This window comes from Roseateles sp. 22389 (assembly GCF_052044995.1).
Classification (GTDB): Bacteria; Pseudomonadota; Gammaproteobacteria; order Burkholderiales; family Burkholderiaceae_C; genus Roseateles.
Genome location: NZ_JBQEOF010000002.1, coordinates 247708 through 274148, shown reverse-complemented (window position 1 = coordinate 274148; position 26441 = coordinate 247708). Strand labels below are relative to the sequence as shown.

The window sequence follows — 26441 nt, the reverse complement described above, 5'->3', positions numbered from 1 at the left end:
GGCCGCCGCTCGATTGATTCAAGTCATGGACAGCCCGCACAACAATTGGGCGAACCCGCAACAGCGGCGGTATCAGCGTGGTGCTACAGTCCTGCGCTTGTGACTTCAGGTCCTTCCCGTCCCCTTTTCTGGCAACAGCAAAGGCGGGTCGCAATCCGCCAACCGGTCAAGCCGTGTCGCGGAAGGTTTGTTAACCAGCCGATAGCTCCGGAAGCCGGGGCAGAGGTGAGCGAAAGATGATGCAGCAATACAGCTCGAACTCCTATCTGTTCGGGGGCAATGCTCCCTACGTCGAGGAGATGTACGAGCAGTACCTCGACAACCCGGGCGCCGTGCCCGACAACTGGCGCGCCTACTTCGACGCGCTGCAGCACGTCCCCGCGGTGGACGGCAGCGACAAGCGCGATGTGGCGCATGCGCCGGTGATCGAGTCCTTCGCGCAGCGCGCCAAGGCCAACGCCTTCAACAACCAGGTCTCCTCCGCCGAGCTCGAAGTGGCCGGCAAGCAGGTGCACGTCCAGTCGCTGATCGCCGCGTATCGCACGCTGGGCTCGCGCTGGGCCGACCTGGACCCGCTCAAGCGGACCGAACGCCCCAAGATCCTCGAGCTGGACCCCGCGTCCTACGGTCTGACCGAGACCGACATGGATCGCACCTTCAGCGCGACCAACACCTATTTCACCAAGGCCGAGCGCATGACCCTGCGCGAGATCGTGCAGGCCCTGCGTGACACCTACTGCGGCTCCGTCGGCGCCGAGTTCATGCACGTCACCGAGCCGACCGAGAAGCGCTGGTGGCAGGAGCGTCTGGAGACGATCCGCAGCAAGCCGACCTACACGGCCGAGAAGAAGCAGCAGATCCTGGAGCGCCTGACGGCCGCCGAGGGTCTGGAGCGCTACCTGCACACCAAGTACGTCGGCCAGAAGCGCTTCTCGCTGGAAGGCGGCGAGAGCTTCATCGTGTCGATGGACGAGCTGGTCAAGTGCGCCGGCGTCAAGGGCGTGCAGGAGATCGTGATCGGCATGGCCCACCGCGGCCGCCTGAACGTGCTCGTGAACACGCTGGGCAAGATGCCCAAGGACCTGTTCGCCGAGTTCGATCACACCGCCCCCGAGGACCTCCCCTCCGGCGACGTGAAGTACCACCAGGGCTTCTCCAGCGACGTGACCACCCCCGGCGGCCCGGTCCACCTGAGCCTGGCCTTCAACCCCTCGCACCTGGAGATCGTGAACCCGGTCGTCGAGGGCTCGGTCAAGGCGCGCATGGACCGCCGCGGCGACAAGACCGGCGAGCAGGTGCTGCCCGTGCTGGTGCACGGCGACGCGGCCTTCGCCGGCCAGGGCGTCGTGATGGAGACGCTGGCGCTGGCCCAGACCCGCGGCTACTACACCGGCGGCACGGTCCACATCGTCATCAACAACCAGATCGGCTTCACCACCAGCGACCCGCGCGACACCCGCTCGACGCTGTACTGCTCCGACGTCGTCAAGATGATCGAGGCCCCGGTGCTGCACGTGAACGGCGACGATCCGGAAGCGGTCGTGCTGTGCACGCAGCTGGCCCTGGAATACCGCCAGCAGTTCAAGAAGGACGTGGTCGTCGACATCGTCTGCTTCCGCAAGCTGGGCCACAACGAGCAGGACACGCCGGCGCTGACCCAGCCGCTGATGTACAAGAAGATCGGCCAGCACCCCGGCACGCGCAAGCTGTACGGCGAGAAGCTGGTGGCCCAGGGCGTCCTGGCCGCCGACGGTCCGGACGGCATGGTCAAGGCCTTCCGCGCCGCGATGGACGAAGGCCGTCACACCGTCGACCCGGTGCTGACCAACTTCAAGAGCAAGTACGCCACCGACTGGACCCCGTTCCTCGGCAAGAAGTGGACCGACAGCTGCGACACCGCGCTGCCGGTGGCCGAGTGGAAGCGCCTGTCCGAGAAGATCACCACGCTGCCGGCCGGCTTCAAGGCCCACACGCTGGTGGAGAAGGTCATCGCCGACCGCGCGGCCATGGGCCGCGGCGACATCAACGTCGACTGGGGCATGGGCGAGCACATGGCCTTCGCGTCGCTGGTGGCCTCGGGCTACCCGGTGCGCCTGTCCGGCGAGGACTGCGGCCGTGGCACCTTCACGCACCGCCACGCCGTGCTGCATGACCAGAACCGCGAGCGCTTCGACGAAGGCACCTACATCCCGCTGCAGAACGTCGCGGAAGGCCAGGCCCCGTTCGTCGTGATCGACTCGATCCTGTCGGAAGAGGCGGTGCTGGGCTTCGAGTACGGCTACGCCGCCGCGGACCCGCAGACGCTGACGATCTGGGAAGCCCAGTTCGGCGACTTCGTCAACGGCGCGCAGGTCGTCATCGACCAGTTCATCGCCTCCGGCGAAGTGAAGTGGGGCCGCGCCAACGGCCTGACGATGATGCTGCCGCACGGCTACGAAGGCCAGGGCCCCGAGCACAGCTCGGCCCGCCTGGAGCGCTTCATGCAGCTGGCCGCCGACAACAACATGCAGATCGTCCAGCCGACGAGCGCCTCGCAGATCTTCCATCTGCTGCGCCGCCAGATGCTGCGCATGTTCCGCAAGCCGCTGGTCATCCTGACGCCGAAGTCGCTGCTGCGCGCCAAGGACGCCACCTCGCCGGTGAGCGAGTTCACCAAGGGTGAGTTCCGCACCGTGATCGGCGAAGTGAACGCCGAGATCGACGCCAGCAAGGTCAAGCGCGTGATCGCCTGCTCGGGCAAGGTCGCCTACGACCTGATGAAGGCCCGCGGCGAGAAGAAGGACGTCGCGATCGTGCGCGTGGAACAGCTGTATCCGTTCCCGCACAAGGCCTTCGCGGCCGAACTCAAGAAGTACCCGAACCTCGCCGAGATAGTGTGGTGCCAGGACGAGCCGCAGAACCAGGGCGCCTGGTTCTTCGTCCAGCACTACATCCACGAGAACATGGCCGACGGCCAGAAGCTCGGTTACGCCGGTCGTCCCGCATCGGCCTCGCCGGCGGTCGGCTACGCCCACCTGCACCAGGAACAGCAGAAGGCGCTGCTGGAGCAGGCCTTCGGCAAGCTGAAGGGTTTCGTGCTGACCAAGTGAGTCATTGCGGACGCCAAGCGCCGCAATGACACCGGCGCCGTGCGCCGCCTTCGGGGGCGGCCCGGCGATCGGCAGGCGCAAGGCTCCGGTTTACTGAAAAACCGAGAGAACAAACATCATGGCAATCGTTGAAGTCAAAGTCCCCCAACTGTCCGAGTCGGTCGCCGAGGCGACCCTGCTGCAGTGGAAGAAGAAGCCCGGTGAAGCCGTGGCCATCGATGAAATCCTGATCGAGATCGAGACCGACAAGGTCGTGCTCGAAGTGCCGGCGCCGTCCGCCGGCGTGCTGGCCGAGCTGGTCGTGGGCGACGGCGGCACCGTGACCTCGGACCAGGTCATCGCCAAGATCGACTCCGAAGGCAAGGCCGGCGCCGCCGCGCCCGCCGCTGCCGCTCCGGCACCCGCCGCAGCGGCTCCCGCGCCGGCCGCCGCTGCCGCGTCGTCGGACAGCAAGGCCGGCGTCGCGATGCCGGCTGCCGCCAAGCTGATGGCCGACAACAACCTGGCCGCCGGCTCGGTCGCCGGCACCGGCAAGGACGGCCGCGTGACCAAGGGCGACGTGCTGGGCGCGATCGAAGGCGGCGCCAAGCCGGCCGCGATCCCCGCTCCGGTGCAGGCCCCGACCGCTCCCGCCGCCAAGCCGCTGCCGGCCGTGGCCGCCCCGGCCGCCGTCAACCTGGGCGACCGTCCGGAACAGCGCGTGCCGATGAGCCGCCTGCGCGCCCGCATCGCCGAGCGCCTGCTGCAGTCGCAATCGACCAACGCCATCCTGACCACGTTCAACGAAGTGAACATGGCCCCGGTGATGGAGCTGCGCAAGAAGTTCCAGGACAGCTTCACCAAGGAGCACGGCACGAAGCTGGGCTTCATGAGCTTCTTCGTCAAGGCCGCGGTCCACGCGCTGAAGAAGTACCCGGTGCTGAACGCCTCGGTGGACGGCAATGACATCGTCTACCACGGCTACTTCGACATCGGCATCGCCGTCGGCTCGCCGCGCGGCCTGGTCGTGCCCATCCTGCGCAATGCGGACCAGATGAGCTTCGCCGACATCGAGAAGAAGATCGCCGAGTTCGGCAAGAAGGCCCAGGAAGGCAAGCTCGGCATCGAAGAGATGACCGGCGGCACCTTCTCGATCTCCAACGGCGGCACCTTCGGCTCGATGCTGTCGACGCCGATCATCAACCCGCCGCAGTCGGCCATCCTGGGCGTGCACGCGACCAAGGACCGCGCCGTCGTCGAGAACGGCCAGATCGTGATCCGCCCGATCAACTACCTGGCGATGTCCTACGACCACCGCATCATCGACGGCCGCGAAGCCGTGCTGGGCCTGGTCGCGATGAAGGATGCCCTCGAGGATCCTTCGCGTCTGCTGTTCGACATCTAAGAGCAAGGGCTACTGCGCGAACGCATAGCGTCGTTGCGGGGCCCGCCTTCCCATCCTCACGTAGCGCCGCTACGTTCCGGTGGGTCGGCACCCGCGCCTAGCTCTGCGATCGCTCGCTACGCCCCGAGACATCGGGGTACTGCGGAGAAGGAACACATTTCATGAGCAAGCAATTCGACGTCGTCGTCATCGGCGGCGGCCCCGGCGGCTACATCGCGGCGATCCGCGCGGCGCAACTGGGCTTCAACGCGGCCTGCATCGACGAGTGGAAGAACGACAAGGGCGGTCCCGCTCCTGGCGGCACCTGCACCAACGTCGGCTGCATCCCGTCCAAGGCCCTGCTGCAGTCCAGCGAGCACTTCGAGCACGCCGGCCACGGCTTCGCCGACCACGGCATCTCGATGGCTGACCTGAAGATCGACATCGCCAAGATGATCGGCCGCAAGGACGCCGTCGTGAAGCAGAACAACGACGGCATCCTCTACCTGTTCAAGAAGAACAAGGTCACGTTCTTCCACGGCCGCGGCTCCTTCGTGGCCGCCAAGGACGGCGCCTACGAGATCAAGGTCGCCGGCGCGACGGAAGAGACGATCACCGCCAAGCACGTGATCGTCGCCACCGGCTCCAACGCCCGCCAGTTGCCGGGTGCCCCGTTCGACGAGACCAACGTCCTGTCCAACGACGGCGCGCTGCGCATCCCGGCCGTGCCCAAGAAGCTGGGCGTGATCGGCTCCGGCGTCATCGGCCTGGAAATGGGCTCGGTGTGGCGCCGCCTGGGCGCGGAAGTGACGATTCTGGAAGCGCTGCCCGCCTTCCTGGGCGCCGCCGACGAGTCCGTCGCCAAGGAAGCCGCCAAGGTCTTCAAGAAGCAGGGCCTGAACATCGAGCTGGGCGTGAAGATCACGTCCGTCGAAAACGGCAAGTCCGGCGTGACCGTGAAGTACACGGACGCCAAGGGCGCCGAGCAGACGCTGGCGGTGGACAAGCTGATCGTCTCGATCGGCCGCGTCGCCAACACCATCGGCCTGAACCCGGAAGCCGTCGGCCTGAAGCTCGACGAGCGTGGCGCGGTGGTCGTGGACGACGAGTGCAAGACCAACCTGCCCAATGTCTGGGCGATCGGTGACGTCGTGCGCGGCCCGATGCTGGCACACAAGGCGGAAGAAGAGGGCGTTGCCGTGGCCGAGCGCATCGCCGGCCAGCACGGTCACGTCAACTTCAACACCATCCCGTGGGTGATCTACACCAGCCCCGAGATCGCGTGGGTCGGCCGCACCGAGCAGCAGCTCAAGGCGGACGGCGTGGCCTACAAGGCGGGCCAGTTCCCGTTCCTGGCCAACGGCCGCGCGCGCGCGCTGGGCGACACGACCGGCTTCGTCAAGTTCCTGGCCGACGCCAAGACCGACGAGATCCTGGGCGTGCACATCATCGGCCCGATGGCCTCGGAGCTGATCTCCGAAGCCGTGGTGGCGATGGAGTTCAAGGCCTCGGCCGAGGACATCGCCCGCATCTGCCACGCCCACCCGTCGCTGAGCGAAGCGACCAAGGAAGCGGCCCTGGCCGTGGACAAGCGCACGCTGAACTTCTGAGCCCAGGCTCGAAGCGCCACGGACGCGCAGGAGAGGGGCGGCGCGAGTCGCCCCTTTTTTTCTTGCGCCGACGTGCGTGGGCCTTCCACCCGAATGCCCGAACGCGATCCCGATCCCGTGACCTGAACTCCGCCGCATGACCACCGTCACCGAGCTCTACCACCAGACCCTGGCCGAACGCGGCTACACCGCCGACCCGGCCCAGCTGCGCGCCGTGGCCGCGCTGCAGCGCTGCCAGGACGAATGGGCCGCCTACAAGGCGCGGCGCTCCAACGCGGTGACCAAGCTGCTGGTGCGCCCGCCGCTGCCGCGCGGGGTCTACATGTTCGGCGGCGTCGGCCGCGGCAAGAGCTTCCTGATGGACTGCTTCTTCCAGGCGGTGCCGCTGACGCGCAAGACCCGGCTGCACTTCCACGAGTTCATGCGCGAGGTCCACCGCGAGCTGCAGGAACTCAAGGGCATCCAGGACCCGCTGGACGAGCTGGGCAAGCGCATCGCGCGGCGCTTCCGGTTGATCTGCTTCGACGAGTTCCATGTCGCCGACGTCACCGACGCGATGATCCTGTACCGCTTGCTGGACGCGCTGTTCAAGAACCGCGTGTCCATCGTGACGACGTCCAACTTCCATCCCGACGGCCTTTATCCCAACGGCCTGCATCGCGACCGTATCCTGCCGGCGATCGAGCTGCTCAAGGCCAACCTGGAAGTCATCAATGTCGACAACGGCACCGACTACCGGCAGCGCTCGCTGGAGCATGTCGAGCTCTATCACACGCCGCTGAACGCCGACACCGAAGGCGCGCTGACGGCCGCCTTCGAGTCGCTGGCCGAGGCGCGCGATGAGGATCCCGTGCTGCACATCGAGCACCGCGAGATCCGCTCCCGGCGCCGCGCCGGCGGCGTCGTGTGGTTCGACTTCGCCGAGCTCTGCGGCGGCCCGCGCTCGCAGAACGACTACCTGGAGCTGGCGACGCAGTTCCACACGCTGATCCTGTCCAACGTGCCGGCCATGCCGCCGCGGCTGGCCAGCGAGGCGCGCCGCTTCACGCTGCTGGTGGACGTCCTGTACGACCGCCGCGTGAAGCTGATCATCTCGGCGGCGGTGCCGGCCGAGCAGCTCTACACCGAAGGCCCGCTCGCGCACGAGTTCCCGCGCACCGTGTCGCGGCTGCAGGAGATGCAGTCCAAGGAGTACCTCGAACTCGAGCGGCGCGAGGTCGACACGCGCCTGACCTGAGCGCGCGTCCGCGGGCTGCCGTCGCCCCGCCGACCGGGGATGTAGGGAAGTCACGGGCGGCGGCTTCGCCGGCGGGGGCGCCAGCGGATGCGATGATCGCGCCCATGACTTTCCGCTTCGTTCTCGCCGCCGCGTCCAGGGCGCCGATCGCGCTGAATGCGCTGATTGCGCCGATCTCGCTGATCTCGCTGATCTCGTTGTGTGCCGTGTCCCCGGTCGCTGTGGCCGCGGACATGACCCGTGCCGAGATCGATGCCGCGCGCGCCCGGATCGAGCAGGCCTACCAGTCCCGGGTGAAGGAGTGCAACCAGCGCTTCGTCGTGACCGGCTGCCTGGAGGAGGCGCGGGACGAACGCATCCGCCAGCTGCGGCCGCTGGACCGGGTCGAGCACCAGGTCAATGCGGAGGAGCGTCAGCGCCGCAGCGCCGCGGCCCGTGAGCGGGTCCAGGAGAAGGAACGCGAGGCGGCCCAGGACGAGGCGCGTCGCAAGACCGAATCGGTGCGGGAAGCGGTGCAGCCGGCCTCGGCGCCGGCGGTGCCGGGCGCGCGCACGCCGCGTGCGAATCCCGAGCTGCATCAGCGCCGCGAGGCCCAGCAGGCGGCGGAAGCCAAGGCCGACGCCGCCAAGCGCCGAGAGGCCGCCGCCGAGCGCCGCCAGAAGGCGCAGGAGCGCCAGCGCAAGGCCAGCGAGCTCCAGGTCCGGCAGGCGGAGAAGGCGGCATCCGCCGCCTCCGCGCCGGCGGGCAAGAACACCAAGCCGCCGGCGGCGCATCTGCCGACGCCGTCGGCCTCGGATATCCGCGCGCTGCCCAAGCGCTGAACGCGCCGGGGCGGGGCAAGGCGGGAGAGGCACGAGCGCCGCGGAGCGGCGCCGAGCGGGCGTTACTCGAGCGGATCCAACCGCACGATGGCCAGCGACAGGTTGTCGCCGGTGCCCTTGGCGCGCTGGCGCGCCTTGTTGACCAGCAGTTCGGCGCCGTCGCGCGGCGGCAGGCTGTGCATCACCGTGCCCAGCTCGGCCGGGCTGAAGTAGTGCCACAGGCCGTCGCTGCAGGCCATCAGGCTGTCGCCGTGCTCCAGGCGCTCGATGAAGGACTCGACGGGCGTCGGTTCCTGCACCGTGCCCAGGCAGGCGGTCAGCAGGTTCGACTGCGGATGCACCAGCGCCTCGTCCTCGGTGATCTGGCCCTCGTCCACCAGGCGCTGGACGTAAGACTGGTCCAGCGAGCGCGTGACCATGTTGGGGCCGCGGAAGTGGTAGAGGCGGGAGTCGCCGGTGTGGATCCAGAAGCAGCGGCGGTCGGCCGTCAGCAGGTAGGCGGCCAGGGTGCTGTGCGGCTCCTCTTCGGCCGAGATCGCCGTCAGGCGGATCATCAGGTGGGATTCGGAGACGATCTGGCGCAGCAGCTCGGCCTCGTCCTCCTCGCCGGGGACGAAGCGCTCGAACAGTTGCTGGGCGGTCAGGATGACCTGGTCCGCGGCCTTGCGGCCGCCGCTCTTGCCGCCCATGCCGTCGGCGACGATGCCGAGCACGCAGCCGCTCTGGCGGGGATGGGCGATGACCTGGACCTGATCCTGCTGGTACAGACGATCGCCCCGATGGATGCCGGTGGCGGCGCTGAGGCGAAAGCCTGGGGTAGTGCGACTCATCCCAAAACTATAATCGTGCGGCTCGGCGTTCCGGCCGGGTGGTTCCCCGTTTATGGATGAACAACTTCACTCTCCAGCCCGACGTCTGATCGAACTGCGCATCGCGCATGCCGAGCTGGATGGCCGCATCGACGCGTTGATCGGCGCCTCCACGCTGCGCGTGATCGACATCGGCGGCGCAGGCGCCGGCATTGCCGTGCCGCCGGTCGACGAGCTCACGCTGCGCCGGCTGAAGAAGCAGCGCCTGGCCCTGCGCGACGAGATCGCGCGGCTCGAGCGGGCCAGTGATCCCGATGAGCCGGCCTGACCCTCACGAACCCGACACCGACGACTCGACCGACGCCCTGATGGCCGATGCCCCCTGGGGCGCCGCCGAGGCGTCGCCGGCGCTGGCGGCCTCGCGCGCCCGCGCGGCGGCCGAGGAGCTGCGGCCGGGCGAGCTTGAGCAATCGGTGGTCGCCGCCTTCGACACCGGCGGTCCGCTGTCGCGCCACGACCCGGCTTATGCGCCGCGCGAGCCGCAGCAGCGCATGGCGCTGGCCGTCGCGCAGGCGATCGCCGGGCGCGACACGCTGGTCGTCGAGGCGGGGACCGGCGTCGGCAAGACCTTCGCGTACCTGGTGCCGGCGCTGCTCAGCGGCGGCCGCACCTTGATCAGCACCGCGACCAAGAGCCTGCAGGACCAGCTCTTCATGCGCGACCTGCCGCGGCTGCTCGACACCTTCGCCTTGCCGCTGCGCGCCGCGTTGCTGAAGGGGCGAGGGAGTTACCTCTGCTTGCACCGACTGCAGCAGGCGCGCCACAGCGCGGAGCTGCCGGATCGACGGGCGGTCGCGCAGCTCGCGCGCATCGAGCGCTGGGCGCTGAGCACCCACACCGGCGATTTCGCCGAGATCGACGGCCTGGACGAGCGCTCGCCGGTGATCCCGATCGTCAGCTCGACGCGCGACAACTGCCTGGGCACCGATTGCCCGTCCTACCGCGAATGCCACGTCGTGAAGGCGCGGCGCGAGGCGATGGAGGCGGATCTTGTCGTCGTCAACCATCACCTGTTCTTCGCCGACCTGGTCCTACGCGACAGCGGCGTCGCGGAGTTGCTGCCCAGCGTCGAGGTCGCGATCTTCGACGAGGCGCATCAGCTGCCCGAGGCGGGCCTGAACTTCCTGGGCCGGATGCTGGGCAGCGCGCAGCTGTTCGACTTCGGACGCGACCTGCTGGCACAGGGGCTTGCGCATGCGCGGGGGCTGCAGGAATGGCAGGCGATCGCTGGCGGTGTCGAGCGCGCCGCGCGCGCATTGAGGCTGGCCTGCGCCGGCGGACGCGAGCTGCGTGGTGTGCTGAAGCTGCGCTGGAATGAATGCGAGGGCCGGACGGAGTTCGATGCGGCGCTGGGCGAGGTGGCGCGGGCGGTCGAGCTCAGCGTCGACGCGCTGGCGACGGTCATGGAGGTCGGGCCGGACCTGGCGCGGCTGCATGAGCGCGCGGTCGAGCTCTACAAGACGGCGCAGCTGTTCGCACGCGCGCCGGATCCTGGCGCGGTGCGCTGGGTGGATGTCGGCACGCACCAGGTGCGCCTGATCGAATCGCCGCTGGACATCCGCGAGGCGATGCAGGAGGCGCTCGCGAGCACGCCCAAGGCGTGGATCTTCACCTCGGCCACCTTGGGCGAGGACGATGCGCTCAGCTGGTTCACCGAGCCAGCGGGTCTCGGCGAGGCGCGCACCTTGCGCGTGGGCAGTCCGTTCGACTACGCGGCGCACGCGCGGCTCTACGTGCCGCGGCATTTCCCGAAGCCGTCCGAGCCCGATCACGGCGAATCGGTCGGCTGGTTGGGAGCGCGGCTGGCAGCGCGGCTGGGTGGGCGCACCTTCATCCTGACGACGACTTTGCGCCAGTTGCAGACGGTGGCCGAGGTCTTGCGCCAGCGTTTCGAGGAGGGCGGGCACCGCATCGAGGTGCTGGTCCAGGGCAGCATGCCGAAGCGGCAGTTGCTGCAGCAGTTCATCGACCAGCCGGCGTCGGTGCTGGTGGGCTCGGCGAGCTTCTGGGAGGGCATCGACGTGCCGGGCGACGCCTTGCAGTGCGTGCTGATCGACAAGCTGCCGTTCCCGCCGCCGAACGATCCGCTGGTCGAGGCGCGCGTAGCGCGGCTGGAGTCCGAGGGTCGCAACCCCTTCATGGAGTACTTCGTCGCCGAGGCCGCGATTGCCCTGAAGCAGGGCGCCGGCCGCCTCATCCGAACGGAGTCCGACCGTGGCTTGCTGGTGGTCTGCGACCCGCGGCTGGCCGGCTCGCACTACGGCAAGCGACTGCGCGAGGCGCTGCCCCCGATGACGCAGGTCCCCGACGAGGCCGCCGCGCAGGCGTGGCTCGCCGAACTCAAGACTTCTCACGACCGCTGACGGCGTCAGCCCTCAAGAGAGACGTCTGCCAGCAAGCGGAAAAGAGAAAAGCCCGCTAGCGAGCGGGCTTCGAGCATTCTTTGCTAGCGCTTGGATCTGGTCACCAGATCTGCCACCAGGCTTTGTCTTTGGGGCGTGCTTTTCCGGTCGTCAGATAGGAGCTATCCGGGAAGCTCGCCACCAGCACGCGGCGGGTGTCGTCGCGCAGCTGGGTCATGCCGAGCTTGTCGTAGCTCTGCATCATCAGGAACAGGGCTTCCTCGAGCGCCGGCGCGTACTGGAACTCCATCAGCGCGGCCTGGCCGCGATTGGCCGCCGCGAGATAGGCGCCGCGGTTGTAGTAGTAGCGCGCCACATGCACCTCATACGCCGCGAGGCTGTTGGTGATGTAGTCGATGCGGATGCGGGCGTCCTCGGAGTACTTCGACTCGGGGAACTGCTCGACCAACTGCTTGAACGCCTGCATCGAGTCGCGCGCCGCCTGCTGGTCGCGTTCCGAGATGTCCTGGCGCGCGATGCGGCCGAACAGCCCCAGGTCGTCGTTGAAGTTGACCAGGCCCTTCATGTACAGCGCGTAGTCCAGCGCCGGGCTGGACGGGTTGAGCTTGATGAAGCGGTCCAGCACCGTCACGGCCTGCACGCGTTCACCGCTCTTGTAGTTGGCCCAGGCCAGGTCCAGCTGCGCCTGCTGGCCCAGCGTCGTGCCGGCGGCGCGGCCTTCGATGCGTTCCAGCGTCTTGATCGCCCGGTCGTACGAGCCGGAGAGCATGTCCTCCTTGGCCTCTGCGTACAATTTCTCCAGGTTGGCCTGGGAATTCGGGTCCTCCTTGGGGGCCGACGAACAGGCCGCCAGTCCCAGCACGGCGGCAGTCGCGGCGGTCATCGCGGCGCAGCGCCACGCGGCGCGCCAGGTCCCGGACAGCTCGACAGATTCCGCAGTCCGGCGGCGCAACACCCAAGTCTCGATCATGGTCCACAGGGCGCGCGCGACGGCGGCCCTCATCTGAAATTGGAGCGGCGATTATATGGTTCAGGTCGGCCACGACCCGGCGCCCGAGGGCAGGCTTTACCCGCGCGGTGACTCGGGCGAGCCCTCGGGCGGCGAGGGCATCGACGACGCCCAGGACGTCGGCCTCGACGCGCCCGAACGCCGCGAGGCCGAGGCCGGTCGCGACCAGCTCGCGCTGCGCCTGGACAAGTGGCTGGTGCAGCTGGCGCCGGAGTTCTCGCGCAGCCACCTGCAGGGCCTGATCGAGCGCGGCTGCGTCACGCTGGACGGGCAGCTTGTCACCCAGGCGTCGCGCAAGCCCAAGCTGGGCCAGCGCCTGGCCGTCGACCTGGTGCCCACCGAAGAGGCGCTCGCCTTCCGCGCCGAGCCGCTGGACCTGGACATCGTCTTCGAGGATGAACACCTGCTCGCGGTGAACAAGCCCGCCGGCCTGGTCGTGCATCCGGCGGCCGGCAACTGGTCCGGGACGCTGATGAACGGCCTGCTGGCGCATCACGCCAAGGCCGCGACGCTGCCGCGCGCGGGCATCGTGCATCGCCTGGACAAGGACACCTCCGGGCTGATGGTCGTCGGCAAGACGCTGCCCGCGGTGACCGCGCTGGTGCGGATGATCGCGGCGCGCGAGGTCCATCGCGAGTACCTCGCCCTGGTCCACGGCCGCACGCCGGACGAGTGGATCGTCGAGGCGCCGATCGGGCGCGATCCCCAGTCGCGCATCCGCATGGCGGTGTTCGGCGGCGGCAAGCCGGCGCGCACCGACTTCTTCAAGCTGGCCGAGGGGCAGTGGCAGGACGCCCGCGGCCTGGAACGGACGGTCTCCGCGCTGCATTGCGTGCTGCACTCCGGCCGCACGCACCAGATCCGCGTGCACGCCTCGCATCGCGGCCATCCGCTGGTGTCCGACGCGCTGTACGGCGGCGCCGAGGCGCTGGGCGTGCCGCGGCAGGCGCTGCATGCGGCGCGGCTCGGTTTCGAGCATCCGGTCACCGGCGCGCCGATGCGCTTCGAGGCCCCGTTGCCGCCCGAGCTGGCGTCGGGCTGGCGCGTCGCGGGTTTGCCCGATCCGACGTTCTGAGAGGAGTCCGCGCGCCCGCGCTACAATGCCGACCAATTCTTGCGCGAGAACGTGCGCAAGACGGCGGCGGGGCGGCAGTCGACCCCGTCCGCAGCGCAGGCCGCGGACCGACGCGGCGTCCGTCCCACCGGCCGGGACCGTCCACTGAACGGCGGCCGATGGAGCGAAGAGCTCCCAAGCAAGCAGATCGAACCCGTCCAGCGCGGCCCGTTGCCGCCGCTGGCGCCCAAGATGGCGAAACACACCGATTTGACCGGTCCCGAGGCCGGCGTCATGAGCTGAGCCCATGGACACGCAGGAGGCCAAACGGGTCCTGGAGACGGCGCTGCTGTGCGCGCAGGCGCCGCTGACGCTGCGCGAGATGCGTTCGCTGTTCGTGGACGAGCTCAATGCGGACAGCGTGCGGTCGCTGCTAGACGAGTTGCTGCGCGAGTGGGAAGGGCGGGGCGTCGAGCTGGTCGCGCTGTCCTCCGGCTGGCGCTTCCAGAGCCGGCCCGAGATGCGCGAGCATCTGGACCGGCTGAATCCGGAGAAGCCGCCGAAGTATTCGCGGGCGGTGCTGGAGACGCTGGCGATCATCGCCTACCGTCAACCGGTGACCCGCGGCGACATCGAGGACATCCGCGGCGTGATGGTGGCGGCGCCGATCATCAAGCAGCTCGAGGACCGCAACTGGATCGAGGTCATCGGGCATCGCGAGGCGCCGGGCCGTCCGGCGCTGTTCGCGACGACGAAGCAGTTCCTCGATGACCTGGGGCTGCACTCGCTGGAGCAGCTGCCGGCGCTGATCCAGGGCGGCGACCCGACGCCGATCGCCGGGGCGCTGCAGGGCTCGCTGCTCGAGGAGCCGCCTGGCGATGCGGTCGTTGAAGTCGAGCCGGACGGCGCCACCCCGGTGGCCCTGATGGCGGCGGAATCGGCTGGCGTTGAATCGACGGCCGAGGAACCAATGGCCGCTGAATCAACGGCCGAGGAGTCGATGGCCGACGAATCGACGGCCGACGAATCGAAAGTCGCTGAATCGACGGCGACCGAATCGACGATCGCCGCGGAGGCTGCGGCCGAAGCCGACGATCAGGCATCCGAAGTGCCGGAAGCGGCGGCGAAGGCCGCCATCGAAGACGAATCCAAGCCGGCCGCCTCGCGCGAGCCGGGTGAAGAACCACCGGCCGGGGCGGTCAACCCCGAGCCCACTTGAACGCCCCGGGAAGGGGCCGTGTCCACCGCTGACAAGGTGCAAGCCGACACATGAATTCCAACGAAATCGACGATTCCAAGCCCGACACGCTGACCGCTGCCGCGGACACGCCGTCCGAGGCGCCCGCGAAGCCCAAGCGCACCCGCAAGGCGGCCGCGGCCCCGACGGAGGCTGCCGAGCCCGGCGCCGCGCCCGTGGCCGAGGAGACCCCGAAGCCGCGTGCGCGCCGAAAGACGGCCGCGGCCGTCGACGCGCCGGCTGAGACGGCCCCCGCGGTTGCTGCGGCAGAGACCGCCGAAGCGCCCGCCGCTGACGCCGAGGCGCCCAAGCCCAAGCGCCGCACGACGAAAAAGGCCGCTGAAGCGGCCGAGGCCGTTCCCGCCGCCGGCGCCGAGGCGTCCGCCGCTGTGATGGCCGAGCCGATCCGTCACCTGCCGGTTGCGACCGTCGAGGTGTCGCCGGCGCCGGTGTCGCCGGTCGCGGAAGCGGTCGGTGAGCTGGTGTCGCCCGAGACGCGCGGCGCCGGCCCGGTGGGCGGTGATGCCGTCGACGGCGACGCGGGTGGCGATCGCGAAGGGCGTGGCCGCAACCGCCGCCGTCGCGGGCGCGATCGTGATCGCGAGCCGCGCGAGGGTCAGCAGGCGCAGGCCCAGGAGTCCGGCCAGCGCCCCGCGCGCGCGCCGCAAGGCGAGGGCGCTGAAGGCGCCGCCGATCCGGTCGACGACGCCCAGCTGCAGGCCGAGGCCCAGGCGCGCTTCGACGCGCTGGTGTCCGGCGCCTTCGACGCGGATGCCGAAGGCGACGGCGACGTGGCGGCGACGGGCGCGGCGGAAGTCGAGGCCTCCGCCGACGAGGGCGAGACCGGCGCCGACGGCCAGCCCGGCAAGCCCGGCAAGCGCGTGCTCGCGCCCGATGCCGATGCGCCCAAGCTGCAGAAGGTGCTGGCGCAGGCAGGCGTCGGCTCCCGCCGCGACATCGAGGACATGATCGCCAAGGGCCAGATCACGGTGAATGGCGAGGTCGCCCATGTCGGCCAGCGCATCTCCTACGGCGACCGCGTCGCGGTGGCCGGCAAGCCGATCAAGGTCCGCATCACGCCCGTGGCGCCGCGCATCCTGGCGTACCACAAGCCGGTCGGCGAGGTCGTGACCTTCAACGATCCCGAGGGCCGTCCCACCGTCTTCCGCAACCTGCCGCGCCTGCCGCAGGGCAAGTGGCAGTCGGTCGGCCGCCTGGACCTGAACACCGAAGGCCTGCTGCTGTTCACCAACTCCGGTGAACTGGCCAACCAGCTGATGCACCCGCGCTTCGGCGTCGAGCGCGAGTACGCGGTGCGCGTGCTGGGCTCGCTGAGCAAGGAGCAGAAGGACAAGCTGCTGACCGGCGTCGACGTCGACGGTCAGCAGGCCAGCTTCAAGAGCATCGAGGACGGCGGCGGCGAAGGCGTGAACCGCTGGTATCGCGTCGTCATCACCGAAGGCCGCAACCGCGAGGTCCGCAAGCTGTTCGAGAGCGTCGGCCTGGCCGTCAGCCGCCTGATCCGCATCCGCTACGGCACCGTCGTGCTGCCGCGCGGCCTGCGCCGCGGCGTCTACATCGAACTGGGCGACGCCGATGTCCGCGTCATCCGCCAGCTGGCCGGCAACGAGCCGCGCCCGCCGCGCAACAACGACCGCGCCGAGCGTCGCGACAAGCGCCGCAGCGGCAACAGCGGCGGTCCGCGCCCGAGCCGTCCGGAGCCTTCGCGCCAGGAGCAGCGCGGCGAACAGCGCGCCCACCAGCCGCAGCGCCCGCAGCAACAGCAGCAGGAGCGCGAACGCGATCGCCGGCCCCGCAACGAGGACGATGACGACTTCATCCCGAAGCACATCAATCCGCTGGAGCAGACTTTCGACCGTCGCTTCGCCACCGGCAGCAAGCGCATCCCGCAAGGCTTCGGCAAGGGCGGCAGCGATGCGGGCGACCATAGCCGCGGCGGCAACCAGCGCGGGCCGGGCGGCGAGCGCATTCCGGATCCGATGAAGACCTCGATGGGCTACATCGGCGCCGACGCCTTCATCAACCGGGGCGGCAATCGCGGTGGCCGCCGCGGTGGTGGCGGCGGTGGTGGTGGGGGCGGCGGTGGCGGTGGCGGCCGCGGTCGCCGCTGAGCGGTCCAGCCTGCTCGTCGCCCCCGGCGACCCCGTCCGATGACGGGTTGTCACCTGGGGGCTTGACTTCAAGCATTACAATGCCGGGTTTTGCCAAGCCCAAGATTTTCAAGGAAAAGACATGGCCATCGAACGCACCCTCTCCATCATCAAGCCCGATGCCGTGGCCAAGAACGTCATCGGCCAGATCTACTCCCGCTTTGAAGGCGCCGGCCTGAAGATCATCGCCTCGAAGCAGAAGCAGCTGTCGCGCGCCGAAGCCGAAGCGTTCTACGCCGTGCACAAGGCCCGTCCGTTCTTCAACGACCTGGTGACCTTCATGATCTCCGGCCCGGTCCAGATCCAGGTCCTGGAAGGCGAAGGCGCCATCCTGAAGAATCGCGACCTGATGGGCGCCACCGACCCGAAGAAGGCCGAGAAGGGCACCATCCGCGCCGACTTCGCCGACAGCATCGACGCCAACGCGGTGCACGGCTCCGACGCCCCCGAAACCGCCGCCGTGGAAGTCGCCTTCTTCTTCTCCGGCCTGGAAATCAACGCCCGCTGAACCGGGCCAAGCCTCTGACCTCCGGGCCACGAGGCCCTTGAGAAAGAGGAACGCATGATGGACGCGGTCAACCTGCTCGGATTCGATCTGCAAGGCCTGGCCGCGTACTGCGAGCAGCTGGGGGAGAAGCGCTTTCGCGCGACCCAGCTGTTCCGCTGGATCCATCAGAAGGGCGCATCGGACTTCGCCCAGATGTCCGACCTGGCCAAGTCGCTGCGCGACAAGCTGGCCGGGCGCGCCCACATCACCGCGCTGCCGGTGATCTCCGAACACGTCTCTGCCGACGGCACCATCAAGTGGTTGTTCGACGTCGGCCAGGGCAACGCCGTCGAGGCGGTCTACATCCCCGAGGACGATCGGGCCACGCTGTGCATCTCCAGCCAGGCCGGCTGCGCCGTGGGCTGCCGCTTCTGCTCGACCGGCCACCAGGGCTTCAGCCGCAACCTGGAGACCTGGGAAATCATCGCCCAGCTCTGGCATGCCGAGCACACGCTGCGCCAGCGCCTGGGCAAGGACGAACGCATCATCTCCAACGTCGTGATGATGGGCATGGGCGAGCCGCTGCAGAACTACGCCGCGCTGGTCCCGGCGCTGCGGATGATGCTCGACGACCATGGCTATGGCCTGTCGCGCCGCCGGGTGACGGTGTCGACCTCGGGCGTGGTGCCGATGATCGACCGCCTGCGCGAGGACGCGCCGGTGGCGCTGGCCGTCTCGCTGCACGCGCCCAACGACCCGCTGCGCGACCAGCTGGTGCCGCTCAACCGGAAGTACCCGATCGCGGAACTGCTGGCGAGTTGCAATGCCTACCTGGACAAGGCGCCGCGCGACTTCATCACGTTCGAGTACTGCATGCTCCACGAGGTGAACGACGCGCCGGAGCAGGCCCGCGAGCTGATCGCGCTGCTCAAGGGCAAGGTGCCCTGCAAGCTGAACCTGATCCCGTTCAATCCCTTCCCCGCGTCGGGCCTGAAGCGCAGCTCGAACGAGCGCGTCAAGGCCTTCGCCGACCTGCTCATCCAGGCCGGCATCGTGACCACCGTCCGCAAGACGCGCGGCGACGACATCGATGCCGCCTGCGGCCAGTTGGCCGGCGAAGTGCAGGACCGGACCCGTGTCCATCTGCGCATGGTGCGCGCGCCCGTGGTGGTACAGCGGGACGCGGCATCGGCCGGCACGGCGGCCCCGGCGCCGGCGGCGACGTCCTCTCCCATCATTCCCGTCACTCCCACAGGCCCACGTCCATGACCGTTCCGTCGCCCGGCTCCGTCTTTCCGCGTCGTTCCGCCCGGACCTTGTCCGTCGTGTTGCTGATCGCCGCGGCCCTGGCCGGGTGTGCGACGACCTCGCCGCAGCAGCAGCAACCGCGGACCGAGAGCGACAAGACGGACAACGACCGCCGGGCCCAGGTGCGGCTGGAGTTGGCCAGCGGCTACTTCGCCCGCGGCCAGTACGAGACCGCGCTGGACGAGGTCAAGCTGGCGATGGCCGCCAAGCCCGACCTGCCCGAGGCGATCAGCCTGCGCAGCCTGATCTACGCCGCGATGGGCGAGTACGCGATGGCCGAGGACGGCTTCAAGCAGCTGCTGGCCCGCGACCGCAACAACGGCGACACGCTGCACAACTACGGCTGGTTCCTGTGCCAGCGCCAACGTTATGCCGAGGCCTACCAGCAGTTCGAGGCCGCCGTGGCGCTGCCGGCCTATCGCACGCCCGCGCGCACGCTGCTGGCCTGGGGCGCCTGCGAGGCCCGCGAGGGCCGGCTGGTGCCGGCGCAGGCCCACCTGTCCAAGGCCTTCGAGGCCGAGCCCGGCAATCCGACCATCGCGCTGAACCTGGGCGAGGTGCTGTACCGCCAGGGCGAATACGAACGGGCGCGCTTCTACGCCCGCCGCGTCAACAGCAATGTGGAACAGGCGAACGCGGCCAGCCTCTGGCTGGAGCTGCGCATCGAGCGCCGCCTGGGCAACGCGGCCAACATGGACGACCTCGGTCAGCAACTGCGGCGCAAGTATCCGCAGGCGGCCGAGACGCAGGCATTGAACAACGGTCGATTCGATGAATGAGGGACATCGCATGACTCCGACGGCCGCCGACGAGGCGACGCCCGCAGCCGCAAGCGCTGCGCCATCCACCTTCGGCCCCAGTTCCGCCGGCGCCGCGCTGCGGCGCGCGCGCGAGGCGCGAGGCCTGCACATCGCCGCCCTGGCCGCGACGCTGAAGGTGCCGCAATCCAAGCTGGAGGCCATCGAGGCCGACCGCTACCACGAGCTGCCCGACGCGACCTTCGCGCGGGCGCTGGCGCGCTCGATGTGCCGCGTGCTGAAGATCGAGGCGGCGCCGGTGCTCGCGATGCTGCCCAGCAGCGGCGCCGAGGCCTCGCTGGACCGCGTCACGCCGGGCCTGAACCAGCCGTTCCGCGAGCGCTCGGTGAGCCAGGAGCCGATGCTCTCGGCCGAGTTGCTGAAGCGCCCGGCGGTGCTCGGCGTGGGCGTGCTGCTGGTCGCCGCGGTGGCTGTGTACGCGATTCCCTCGAGCTGGATCGAGCAGGTGACGGCGCGGTTCCGGTCGGCGCCCGACGCCTCGACCACCACCGCGACCCCCGGCCCGGGCAGCGCCATCGGCACCGCGCCGGTCGCGACCGACAGCCCCCCGACCAACATCGAAGCCCCGGTGGTGAGCGCCTCCGAGGCCGCGCCGCAGTCCACCGCCAGCGTGCCGACGCTGCCGCCGCAGACCTCCGGCGCCGCGACGCCGATCACGGCGCCGGCCGCCACGCCGTCCCCCGCGCCGGTGACGACGCAGGCCGCCGCCACGACGCCGCCGGTCGCTTCCACCGCCGCTTCAGTCGCCGCTTCAACCGCCGCACTTGCCGGCCAGCCGATCCAGGCCGGCGCGCCCGCGCCGGGCACCTCCCCGCTGAAGGTCCGCGCCAGCGCCGAATCCTGGGTCGAGGTCGTCGACGCCAAGGGCCAGGTGCTGCTGTCCCGGCTCCTGCGTCGGGGCGATCTGGTCGACGTCCACGGCGTCGCGCCGCTGAGACTGCGCGTGGGCAACGTGTCCGGCACGGAACTGGTGTTCCGCGGCCAGCCGGTGGACCTCGCCGCCCGGGCGCGCGACAACGTCGCCCGGCTTGAACTGAACTGAACCCGGACCGACGGGCGCCCCGCCAGCCGTACCCCTTTCGCAAGAGCGCCGCATGATGGACAAGCCAGACACTCCCGATTTCGCCGCCGCCGACCTGTCGGACCTGATCGCCGCCGCCGCGCCCGCCGCGCGCCGCTCGCGCCAGGCCCAGGTGCGCTGGGGCAGCCGCATCGTCACCATCGGTGGCGACGCGCCGGTGCGCGTCCAGTCGATGACCAACACCGACACGGTCGACGTCATCGAGACCGCCATCCAGGTCAAGGAACTGGCGCAGGCGGGCTCGGAACTGGTCCGCATCACCGTCAACACGCCCGAGGCCGCCGACGCCGTGCCGCACATCCGCGAGCAGCTCGACCGCATGGGCATCGACGTGCCGCTGGTGGGCGACTTCCACTACAACGGCCACCGCCTGCTGACCGAGCATCCGGCCATGGCGCAGGCGCTGTCCAAGTACCGGATCAATCCCGGCAATGTCGGCAAGGGCGACAAGAAGGACCGCCAGTTCGCGCAGATGATCGAGGCCGCGATCCAGTACGACAAGGTCGTGCGCATCGGCGTCAACTGGGGCAGCCTGGACCAGGAGCTGCTCGCCCAGATGATGGACGACAACGCCAGGCGCGCGCAGCCCTGGGACGGCAAGCAGGTCATGTACCAGGCGCTGATCCAGTCAGCGCTGTCGTCGGCGGCCTATGCCCACGAGCTGGGCATGAATCCGGACAACATCATCATCAGCTGCAAGGTCAGCGGCGTGCAGGACCTGATCTCGGTCTACCGCGCGCTGAGCAAGCGCTGCGACTACGCGCTTCACCTGGGCCTGACCGAAGCCGGCATGGGCACCAAGGGCACGGTGGCTTCGGCCGCGGCGTTGTCGGTGCTGTTGCAGGAGGGCATCGGCGACACCATCCGCGTCTCGCTGACGCCGCAGCCCGGCGAGTCGCGCACGCAGGAAGTGGTCGTCGCGCTGGAGATCCTGCAGTCGCTGGGCCTGCGCGCGTTCAACCCGAGCGTCACCGCCTGCCCCGGCTGCGGCCGCACCACCAGCACCACCTTCCAGGAACTGGCCAAGCAGATCGACGATTTCCTGCGCGCCCAGATGCCGGTCTGGCGCGAGAAGTACCCCGGCGTCGAGAACATGAAGGTGGCCGTGATGGGCTGCATCGTCAACGGCCCGGGCGAGAGCAAGCATGCCGACATCGGCATCAGCCTGCCGGGCAACGGCGAGGCGCCGGCGGCGCCCGTCTTCATCGACGGCGAGAAGGCGCTGACCCTGCGCGGCGACAACATCGCCGGCGAGTTCCACGCCCTGGTCGAGACCTACATCGAAAAGCGCTACGGCGCGAGCACCACCACCGCATGAGCAAGAACATCCAGGCCGTGAAGGGGATGAACGACATCCTCCCGGCCAGCGTCGACCGCAAGGACAAACTGCCGAGCAGCCAGCTGTGGAGCTGGTTCGAGACCACGCTGCGCGGCGTGCTGCAGCGCTACGGCTACCAGTACATGCTGACCCCGATCGTCGAGCCGACCGCGCTGTTCGTGCGCGGCCTGGGCGAGGTGACCGACATCGTCGAGAAGGAGATGTACTCCTTCACCGACAGCATGAACGGCGACCAGCTGACGCTGCGCCCCGAGGCCACCGCCGGCATCGTGCGCGCGATGGTCGAGCACAACGCGCTGTACAACGGCCCGCTGCGCCTGTGGACGCTGGGCCCGATGTTCCGCCACGAGCGCCCGCAGAAGGGCCGCTACCGCCAGTTCAACCAGTTGGACGTCGAGGCGCTGGGCTTCGCCGGCCCGGACGTGGACGCCGAGATCATCCTGATGGTCCGCCGCCTGTGGCAGGAGCTGGGCCTGGTGGTCGGCCAGCATGTGCGCCTGGAGCTGAACTCGCTGGGCCAGCCGGAGGAGCGCGCCGCGCACCGCGCCGCGCTGATCGCCTACCTGGAAGGCCATGTCGACAAGCTCGACGAGGACGGCAAGCGCCGCCTGCACAGCAATCCGCTGCGCATCCTCGACACCAAGAATCCGGCGATGCAGGACGTGGTCGAGGCCGCGCCCAAGCTGATGGACTTCCTGGGTGAGGCCAGCCTGGCGCACTTCAACGCGGTGCGCGCGATCCTCGACGCGGCCGGCCTGGAATACCGCATCAACACGCGCCTGGTGCGCGGCATGGACTACTACAACCTGACCGTGTTCGAGTGGGTCACCGACCAGCTCGGCTCGCAGGGCACGGTCTGCGGCGGCGGCCGCTATGACGGGCTGTTCGAGCAGCTTGGCGGCAAGCCGACGCCCGCGGTCGGCTTCGGCCTGGGCATCGAGCGGCTGCTGCTGCTGATCGATGAACTGGGCCTGGCGGTGCCGTCCTCGGCGCCGGACGCGTACGCGATCCTGCCCGACGCCTCGGCGCTCGCCCAGGCCATGCCGGTGCTGGAAGCGCTGCGCGCCGAAGGTGTCGCGGTGCAGATGCATGCGGGCGGCGGCTCGTTCAAGTCGCAGTTCAAGAAGGCCGACGCCTCGGGCGCCCGCTTCGCGCTGGTGTTCGGCGCCGATGAACTCGCCCGGGGCGAGGTCGCGGTCAAGCCCCTGCGCGGCGACGGCGAGCAGGTGACACGTCCGCTTAACACGGCGGCTGCGTGGGCAGCCGATCTGCGCACCGCATAATCGCGGCTTCGCCGGGGTGCCCGAGGAGGGCGCCGCCGGCCGCATTCAGCAACTTTCCCCAGCCGGCCGACGCTCGCGCCGGGCCGGCTTCGACCCTCAACCGACGGACCCACACTCGCACATGGCGGCTCATCTCGATCTCGAAGAACAGGAACAGCTGGAGCAGCTCAAGGCGTTCTGGAAGCGCTGGGGCAATGCGATCACCTGGCTGCTGACGCTGGTGCTGGTGGCCTACGCCGGCTGGACCGGCTGGAACTACTGGCAGCGCAACGAGGCGGCCAAGGCCGGCGCGATGTTCAGCGAGCTGGAACGCGCGGTCCAGGCCGGCGACCTGGGCAAGGGCGCCGCCGTCTTCGGCACGCTGAAGCAGGATTTCGCCTCCACTGGCTACACGGCGCAGGCCGCGCTGATGACCGCCAAACTGCAGCTGGACAAGGAGAAGGCCGACGACGCGCGCGCCACGCTGACCTGGGCGGTGGCCAATGCCAAGGGCGAGGCCTACCGCGACCTGGCACGCCTGAGACTGGCGGCGCTGCAGATGGACGCCAAGCAGTACGACGAAGCCGCCAAGACGCTGGACGGCGTCAAGAGCGCCGATTTCGCGCCGCTGGCCGCCGACCGCCGCGGCGACCTGGCGCTGCTGCAGAACAAGCCCGATGTCGCCAAGACCGAGTTCAAGAAGGCGTATGACGGCATGGACAAGCAGCTGGACTACCGCCGCCTGCTGGAGGTGAAGCTGGCCAGCCTGGGCGTGGCGGTGGGTGGCGATGCCGCCGCCGCGGGAGCCGCGCAATGACGGCCCGCGTCACCCTGGGCGCGCTGAGCCGGGCGCTGCTGCTGGGCGGCGTCGCGATGACGCTGGGCGCCTGCTCGCTGTTCAGCAGCTCGAACGCGCCCAAGCCGGCGCCGCTGGAGAACATCACCCCGTCGCTGCAGGCCCGTGTCGCCTGGGAAGCGCGGGTGGACAGCGTCAAGTTCCCGCTGACCATCACCGCGGTGAACGACCGCTTCGTCGTGGGCGGGTCGGACGGCGTGATCAGCGCGATCTCCGCCACCGACGGCACCACGCTGTGGCGCGCCGACATCGGCAAGGGCCTGAGCGCCGGCGTCGGCAGCGATGGCCGTTTCGCCGCCGCCGTGACGCGCGAGAACGAGCTGGTCGTCACCGAGGGCGACAGGATCCTGTGGCGCAAGACGCTGACGACCCCGGTCATCACCGCGCCGTTCGTTGCCGGCGAGCGCGTGTTCGTGCTGACGCTGGACCGCGCGGTGCTGGCCTTCGACGCGGCCGACGGCCGTCGCCTGTGGGAGCTGCGCCGTCCGGGCGAGCCGCTGACGCTGCAGCAGGCCGGCGTGATCGGCGCCTACCAGAACACGCTGCTGGTGGGGCAGGGCTCCCGCCTGGCGGGTGTCGACCCGACCCGCGGCCTGCTGATGTGGGAAGCGACCATCGCCAACCCGCGCGGCACCAACGAGGTCGAGCGCCTGGCCGACCTGGTCGGCCCGATGGCCCGCGACAACGAGGTGTTCTGCGCCCGCGCGTTCCAGTCGGCCGTCGCCTGCGTCAACGGCGAGCGCGGCAACACGATCTGGACCCGCAACAACGCCGGCCTGCGCGGCGTGGGGGCCGACGCGACGATCGTCGTCGGTGGCGACGCCTCGGACCGGCTGACCGCCTGGGGCACCCGCAGCGGCGACGTCGTCTGGACCGCCGACCAATTCCAGAACCGCAAGCTCAGCGCGCCGCTGGTGACCGACAAGTCGGTCATCGTCGGCGACAGCGAGGGTTATGTGCACTTCCTGTCCAAGGACAAGGGCCAGACCGTGCAGCGCCTGCAGACCGACAGCTCCGGCATCGCCGCGGCGCCGGTGCAGCTCGGCGGCACGGTGCTGGTCGCCACCCGCAGCGGACGCCTGTTCGCGCTGCGCCAAGACTGATATGAAACCTGTGATCGCCCTGGTGGGCCGCCCCAACGTGGGCAAGTCCACGCTGTTCAACCGGATGACGAAGAGCCGCGACGCCATCGTCGCGGACTTCGCCGGTCTCACGCGCGATCGCCATTACGGCGACGGGCGCCTGGGCGATCGCGAGTTCATCGTCATCGACACCGGCGGCTTCGAGCCCGACAGCTCCACCGGCATCGTCAAGGAGATGGCCAAGCAGACCCGCCAGGCCGTGGCCGAGGCGGATGCCGTCATCTTCGTGCTGGACGTGCGCACCGGCCTGGCCGGCCAGGACCAGGACATCGGCCGCTACCTGCGCCAGTGCAACAAGCGCGTCTTCGTCGCGGTCAACAAGGCCGAGGGCATGAGCGACAGCCCGCTGCTGGCCGAGTTCCATGAACTGGGCATGGGCGAGCCGCATCCGGTCTCGGCCGCGCACGGGCAGGGCATCCGCTCGCTGCTGGAGGCCGTGCTGGACAGCTTCGAGGCGCCCGCCGAAGACGAGGCCTTCGAAGGCGAGGGTGCGGAAGAGGACGAGTCCAAGGCCATCCGCCTGGCGGTCGCGGGCCGGCCCAACGTCGGCAAGAGCACGCTGATCAACACCTGGCTGGGTGAGGAACGCCTGGTCGCGTTCGACATGCCGGGCACGACGCGCGACGCCATCAGCGTCGACTTCGAGCGCAACGGCCAGAAGTTCAAGCTGATCGACACCGCCGGCCTGCGCCGCAAGGGCAAGGTGTTCGAGGCGATCGAGAAGTTCTCGGTCGTCAAGACGCTGCAGGCGATCGCCGACGCCAACGTGGTGCTGCTGCTGATCGACGCGACGCAGGGCGTCACCGACCAGGATGCCCACATCGCCGGCTACGTCCTGGACAGCGGCCGCGCGGTGGTGGTGGCGATCAACAAATGGGACGCGATCGACAGCTACCAGCGCGAAACCATCGAACGCCAGATCCTGACCCGTCTTGGATTCCTGCGCTTCGCCCCCATCCTGAAGATTTCCGCGCTCAAGCGGCAGGGCCTGGGCCCGCTGTGGAAGGCGCTGGCGGATGCCTATTCGTCGGCCTATCGCAAGATGACGACGCCGGTGCTGACCCGTCTCATCCAGGAGGCGGTGCAGCACCAGCAGCCGCAGCGGGCGGGGATCTCGCGTCCGAAGCTGCGCTACGCGCACCAGGGCGGGATGAATCCCCCGATCGTCGTCATTCATGGGAATGCGCTGGACGGCGTCAGCGACGTCTACAAGCGCTACCTGGAAGGGCGGATCCGCGACCACTACAAGCTGGTGGGCACGCCGCTGCGGATCGAGTTGCGGTCCTCGAAGAACCCGTTCGCCGAAACCTGAGCGCGCGGCCGTC

General features: G+C 69.4%; 21 protein-coding genes. 19 read left to right on the top strand and 2 right to left on the bottom strand.

All coding sequences use genetic code 11. The annotated features are described in order from the left end of the window. Nucleotides 1-236: 236 nt before the first annotated feature. The 5 genes from ACTJKJ_RS04260 to ACTJKJ_RS04240 all read left to right on the top strand — a co-directional run bounded on the left by ACTJKJ_RS04260 (nucleotide 237) and on the right by ACTJKJ_RS04240 (nucleotide 8120). Complete coding sequence (locus tag ACTJKJ_RS04260) at nucleotides 237-3089, top strand: 2-oxoglutarate dehydrogenase E1 component (protein ID WP_440819677.1); 2853 nt, start codon at nucleotides 237-239, stop codon at nucleotides 3087-3089. 118 nt (nucleotides 3090-3207) lie between these two features. Continuing rightward, nucleotides 3208-4473, top strand: coding sequence for a 2-oxoglutarate dehydrogenase complex dihydrolipoyllysine-residue succinyltransferase (odhB, locus tag ACTJKJ_RS04255; protein ID WP_297385831.1), 1266 nt, complete (start codon nucleotides 3208-3210; stop codon nucleotides 4471-4473). A 161-nt stretch (nucleotides 4474-4634) separates the two neighbouring features. Continuing rightward, nucleotides 4635-6062 (top strand): dihydrolipoyl dehydrogenase, encoded by a 1428-nt coding sequence (gene lpdA, locus ACTJKJ_RS04250; protein ID WP_297385833.1) that lies wholly within the window; start codon nucleotides 4635-4637, stop codon nucleotides 6060-6062. 136 nt (nucleotides 6063-6198) lie between these two features. After that, complete coding sequence (gene zapE, locus ACTJKJ_RS04245; RefSeq protein ID WP_099864239.1) at nucleotides 6199-7299, top strand: cell division protein ZapE; 1101 nt, start codon at nucleotides 6199-6201, stop codon at nucleotides 7297-7299. A 104-nt stretch (nucleotides 7300-7403) separates the two neighbouring features. Further along, nucleotides 7404-8120, top strand: a complete 717-nt coding sequence (locus ACTJKJ_RS04240) for a hypothetical protein (RefSeq protein ID WP_440819676.1) — start codon at nucleotides 7404-7406, stop codon at nucleotides 8118-8120. A gap of 62 nt (nucleotides 8121-8182) precedes the next feature. Here ACTJKJ_RS04240 and ACTJKJ_RS04235 read toward each other — a convergent pair whose 3' ends face one another. Then, nucleotides 8183-8950: a PP2C family protein-serine/threonine phosphatase gene (locus tag ACTJKJ_RS04235; RefSeq protein ID WP_091722870.1), complete on the bottom strand. Its 768-nt coding sequence runs from the start codon at nucleotides 8948-8950 to the stop codon at nucleotides 8183-8185. Nucleotides 8951-9002: 52 nt separating this feature from the next. Between ACTJKJ_RS04235 and ACTJKJ_RS04230 the strand changes: the two genes are divergently transcribed. Then, the gene (locus tag ACTJKJ_RS04230) at nucleotides 9003-9257 is read left to right on the top strand and encodes a YdcH family protein (protein ID WP_091722875.1); all 255 of its coding nucleotides are present in this window, start codon (nucleotides 9003-9005) and stop codon (nucleotides 9255-9257) included. After that, nucleotides 9244-11352, top strand: coding sequence for an ATP-dependent DNA helicase (locus tag ACTJKJ_RS04225; RefSeq protein WP_254783211.1), 2109 nt, complete (start codon nucleotides 9244-9246; stop codon nucleotides 11350-11352). Before ACTJKJ_RS04230 ends, ACTJKJ_RS04225 begins: the two co-directional genes overlap by 14 nt. A gap of 100 nt (nucleotides 11353-11452) precedes the next feature. Here the strand turns inward: ACTJKJ_RS04225 and ACTJKJ_RS04220 are convergent, their stop codons facing one another. Beyond that, a complete protein-coding gene (locus tag ACTJKJ_RS04220) occupies nucleotides 11453-12235 on the bottom strand; it encodes an outer membrane protein assembly factor BamD (protein ID WP_297385842.1) in 783 nt (260 codons plus the stop codon). A 142-nt stretch (nucleotides 12236-12377) separates the two neighbouring features. Between ACTJKJ_RS04220 and ACTJKJ_RS04215 the strand changes: the two genes are divergently transcribed. The 12 genes from ACTJKJ_RS04215 to der all read left to right on the top strand — a co-directional run bounded on the left by ACTJKJ_RS04215 (nucleotide 12378) and on the right by der (nucleotide 26428). Then, on the top strand, nucleotides 12378-13436 hold the full coding sequence (locus ACTJKJ_RS04215; protein WP_440819674.1) for an RluA family pseudouridine synthase: 1059 nt from the start codon (nucleotides 12378-12380) through the stop codon (nucleotides 13434-13436). 286 nt (nucleotides 13437-13722) lie between these two features. Continuing rightward, nucleotides 13723-14634 carry an SMC-Scp complex subunit ScpB gene (gene scpB / locus ACTJKJ_RS04210; protein ID WP_297385846.1) on the top strand — a complete coding sequence of 304 codons (912 nt, stop codon included), beginning with the start codon at nucleotides 13723-13725 and terminating at the stop codon, nucleotides 14632-14634. A gap of 50 nt (nucleotides 14635-14684) precedes the next feature. After that, nucleotides 14685-16784, top strand: coding sequence for a pseudouridine synthase (locus tag ACTJKJ_RS04205; RefSeq protein ID WP_440819673.1), 2100 nt, complete (start codon nucleotides 14685-14687; stop codon nucleotides 16782-16784). Between the two features lie 121 nt (nucleotides 16785-16905). Continuing rightward, a complete protein-coding gene (gene ndk, locus ACTJKJ_RS04200) occupies nucleotides 16906-17331 on the top strand; it encodes a nucleoside-diphosphate kinase (RefSeq protein WP_440819672.1) in 426 nt (141 codons plus the stop codon). A gap of 57 nt (nucleotides 17332-17388) precedes the next feature. Next, on the top strand, nucleotides 17389-18579 hold the full coding sequence (gene rlmN, locus ACTJKJ_RS04195) for a 23S rRNA (adenine(2503)-C(2))-methyltransferase RlmN (protein ID WP_440819763.1): 1191 nt from the start codon (nucleotides 17389-17391) through the stop codon (nucleotides 18577-18579). Further along, the gene (gene pilW, locus ACTJKJ_RS04190; protein WP_297385851.1) at nucleotides 18576-19397 is read left to right on the top strand and encodes a type IV pilus biogenesis/stability protein PilW; all 822 of its coding nucleotides are present in this window, start codon (nucleotides 18576-18578) and stop codon (nucleotides 19395-19397) included. Before rlmN ends, pilW begins: the two co-directional genes overlap by 4 nt. 10 nt (nucleotides 19398-19407) lie before the next feature. Continuing rightward, complete coding sequence (locus ACTJKJ_RS04185; RefSeq protein WP_440819671.1) at nucleotides 19408-20478, top strand: helix-turn-helix domain-containing protein; 1071 nt, start codon at nucleotides 19408-19410, stop codon at nucleotides 20476-20478. Between the two features lie 55 nt (nucleotides 20479-20533). After that, complete coding sequence (gene ispG / locus ACTJKJ_RS04180) at nucleotides 20534-21835, top strand: flavodoxin-dependent (E)-4-hydroxy-3-methylbut-2-enyl-diphosphate synthase (protein ID WP_297385957.1); 1302 nt, start codon at nucleotides 20534-20536, stop codon at nucleotides 21833-21835. Next, the gene (hisS, locus tag ACTJKJ_RS04175) at nucleotides 21832-23139 is read left to right on the top strand and encodes a histidine--tRNA ligase (RefSeq protein WP_297385855.1); all 1308 of its coding nucleotides are present in this window, start codon (nucleotides 21832-21834) and stop codon (nucleotides 23137-23139) included. The genes ispG and hisS overlap by 4 nt, the downstream gene beginning before the upstream one ends. Before the next feature lie 121 nt (nucleotides 23140-23260). Further along, nucleotides 23261-23935 (top strand): YfgM family protein, encoded by a 675-nt coding sequence (locus tag ACTJKJ_RS04170; protein WP_091722909.1) that lies wholly within the window; start codon nucleotides 23261-23263, stop codon nucleotides 23933-23935. Beyond that, a complete protein-coding gene (bamB, locus tag ACTJKJ_RS04165; protein ID WP_147240553.1) occupies nucleotides 23932-25077 on the top strand; it encodes an outer membrane protein assembly factor BamB in 1146 nt (381 codons plus the stop codon). The genes ACTJKJ_RS04170 and bamB overlap by 4 nt, the downstream gene beginning before the upstream one ends. A gap of 1 nt (nucleotide 25078) precedes the next feature. Next, a complete protein-coding gene (gene der / locus ACTJKJ_RS04160) occupies nucleotides 25079-26428 on the top strand; it encodes a ribosome biogenesis GTPase Der (protein WP_091722919.1) in 1350 nt (449 codons plus the stop codon). The last annotated feature ends 13 nt before the right edge of the window (nucleotides 26429-26441 follow it).

Excerpts from the sequence above, each read along its gene's own strand:
- ACTJKJ_RS04260 (WP_440819677.1), top strand. The coding sequence starts at position 237 with ATGATGCAGCAATACAGCTCGAACTCCTATCTGTTCGGGGGCAATGCT.
- odhB (WP_297385831.1), top strand. The coding sequence starts at position 3,208 with ATGGCAATCGTTGAAGTCAAAGTCCCCCAACTGTCCGAGTCGGTCGCC.
- lpdA (WP_297385833.1), top strand. The coding sequence starts at position 4,635 with ATGAGCAAGCAATTCGACGTCGTCGTCATCGGCGGCGGCCCCGGCGGC.
- zapE (WP_099864239.1), top strand. The coding sequence starts at position 6,199 with ATGACCACCGTCACCGAGCTCTACCACCAGACCCTGGCCGAACGCGGC.
- ACTJKJ_RS04240 (WP_440819676.1), top strand. The coding sequence starts at position 7,404 with ATGACTTTCCGCTTCGTTCTCGCCGCCGCGTCCAGGGCGCCGATCGCG.
- ACTJKJ_RS04235 (WP_091722870.1), bottom strand. The coding sequence starts at position 8,950 with ATGAGTCGCACTACCCCAGGCTTTCGCCTCAGCGCCGCCACCGGCATC.
- ACTJKJ_RS04230 (WP_091722875.1), top strand. The coding sequence starts at position 9,003 with ATGGATGAACAACTTCACTCTCCAGCCCGACGTCTGATCGAACTGCGC.
- ACTJKJ_RS04225 (WP_254783211.1), top strand. The coding sequence starts at position 9,244 with ATGAGCCGGCCTGACCCTCACGAACCCGACACCGACGACTCGACCGAC.
- ACTJKJ_RS04220 (WP_297385842.1), bottom strand. The coding sequence starts at position 12,235 with ATGACCGCCGCGACTGCCGCCGTGCTGGGACTGGCGGCCTGTTCGTCG.
- ACTJKJ_RS04215 (WP_440819674.1), top strand. The coding sequence starts at position 12,378 with ATGGTTCAGGTCGGCCACGACCCGGCGCCCGAGGGCAGGCTTTACCCG.
- scpB (WP_297385846.1), top strand. The coding sequence starts at position 13,723 with ATGGACACGCAGGAGGCCAAACGGGTCCTGGAGACGGCGCTGCTGTGC.
- ACTJKJ_RS04205 (WP_440819673.1), top strand. The coding sequence starts at position 14,685 with ATGAATTCCAACGAAATCGACGATTCCAAGCCCGACACGCTGACCGCT.
- ndk (WP_440819672.1), top strand. The coding sequence starts at position 16,906 with ATGGCCATCGAACGCACCCTCTCCATCATCAAGCCCGATGCCGTGGCC.
- rlmN (WP_440819763.1), top strand. The coding sequence starts at position 17,389 with ATGGACGCGGTCAACCTGCTCGGATTCGATCTGCAAGGCCTGGCCGCG.
- pilW (WP_297385851.1), top strand. The coding sequence starts at position 18,576 with ATGACCGTTCCGTCGCCCGGCTCCGTCTTTCCGCGTCGTTCCGCCCGG.
- ACTJKJ_RS04185 (WP_440819671.1), top strand. The coding sequence starts at position 19,408 with ATGACTCCGACGGCCGCCGACGAGGCGACGCCCGCAGCCGCAAGCGCT.
- ispG (WP_297385957.1), top strand. The coding sequence starts at position 20,534 with ATGGACAAGCCAGACACTCCCGATTTCGCCGCCGCCGACCTGTCGGAC.
- hisS (WP_297385855.1), top strand. The coding sequence starts at position 21,832 with ATGAGCAAGAACATCCAGGCCGTGAAGGGGATGAACGACATCCTCCCG.
- ACTJKJ_RS04170 (WP_091722909.1), top strand. The coding sequence starts at position 23,261 with ATGGCGGCTCATCTCGATCTCGAAGAACAGGAACAGCTGGAGCAGCTC.
- bamB (WP_147240553.1), top strand. The coding sequence starts at position 23,932 with ATGACGGCCCGCGTCACCCTGGGCGCGCTGAGCCGGGCGCTGCTGCTG.
- der (WP_091722919.1), top strand. The coding sequence starts at position 25,079 with ATGAAACCTGTGATCGCCCTGGTGGGCCGCCCCAACGTGGGCAAGTCC.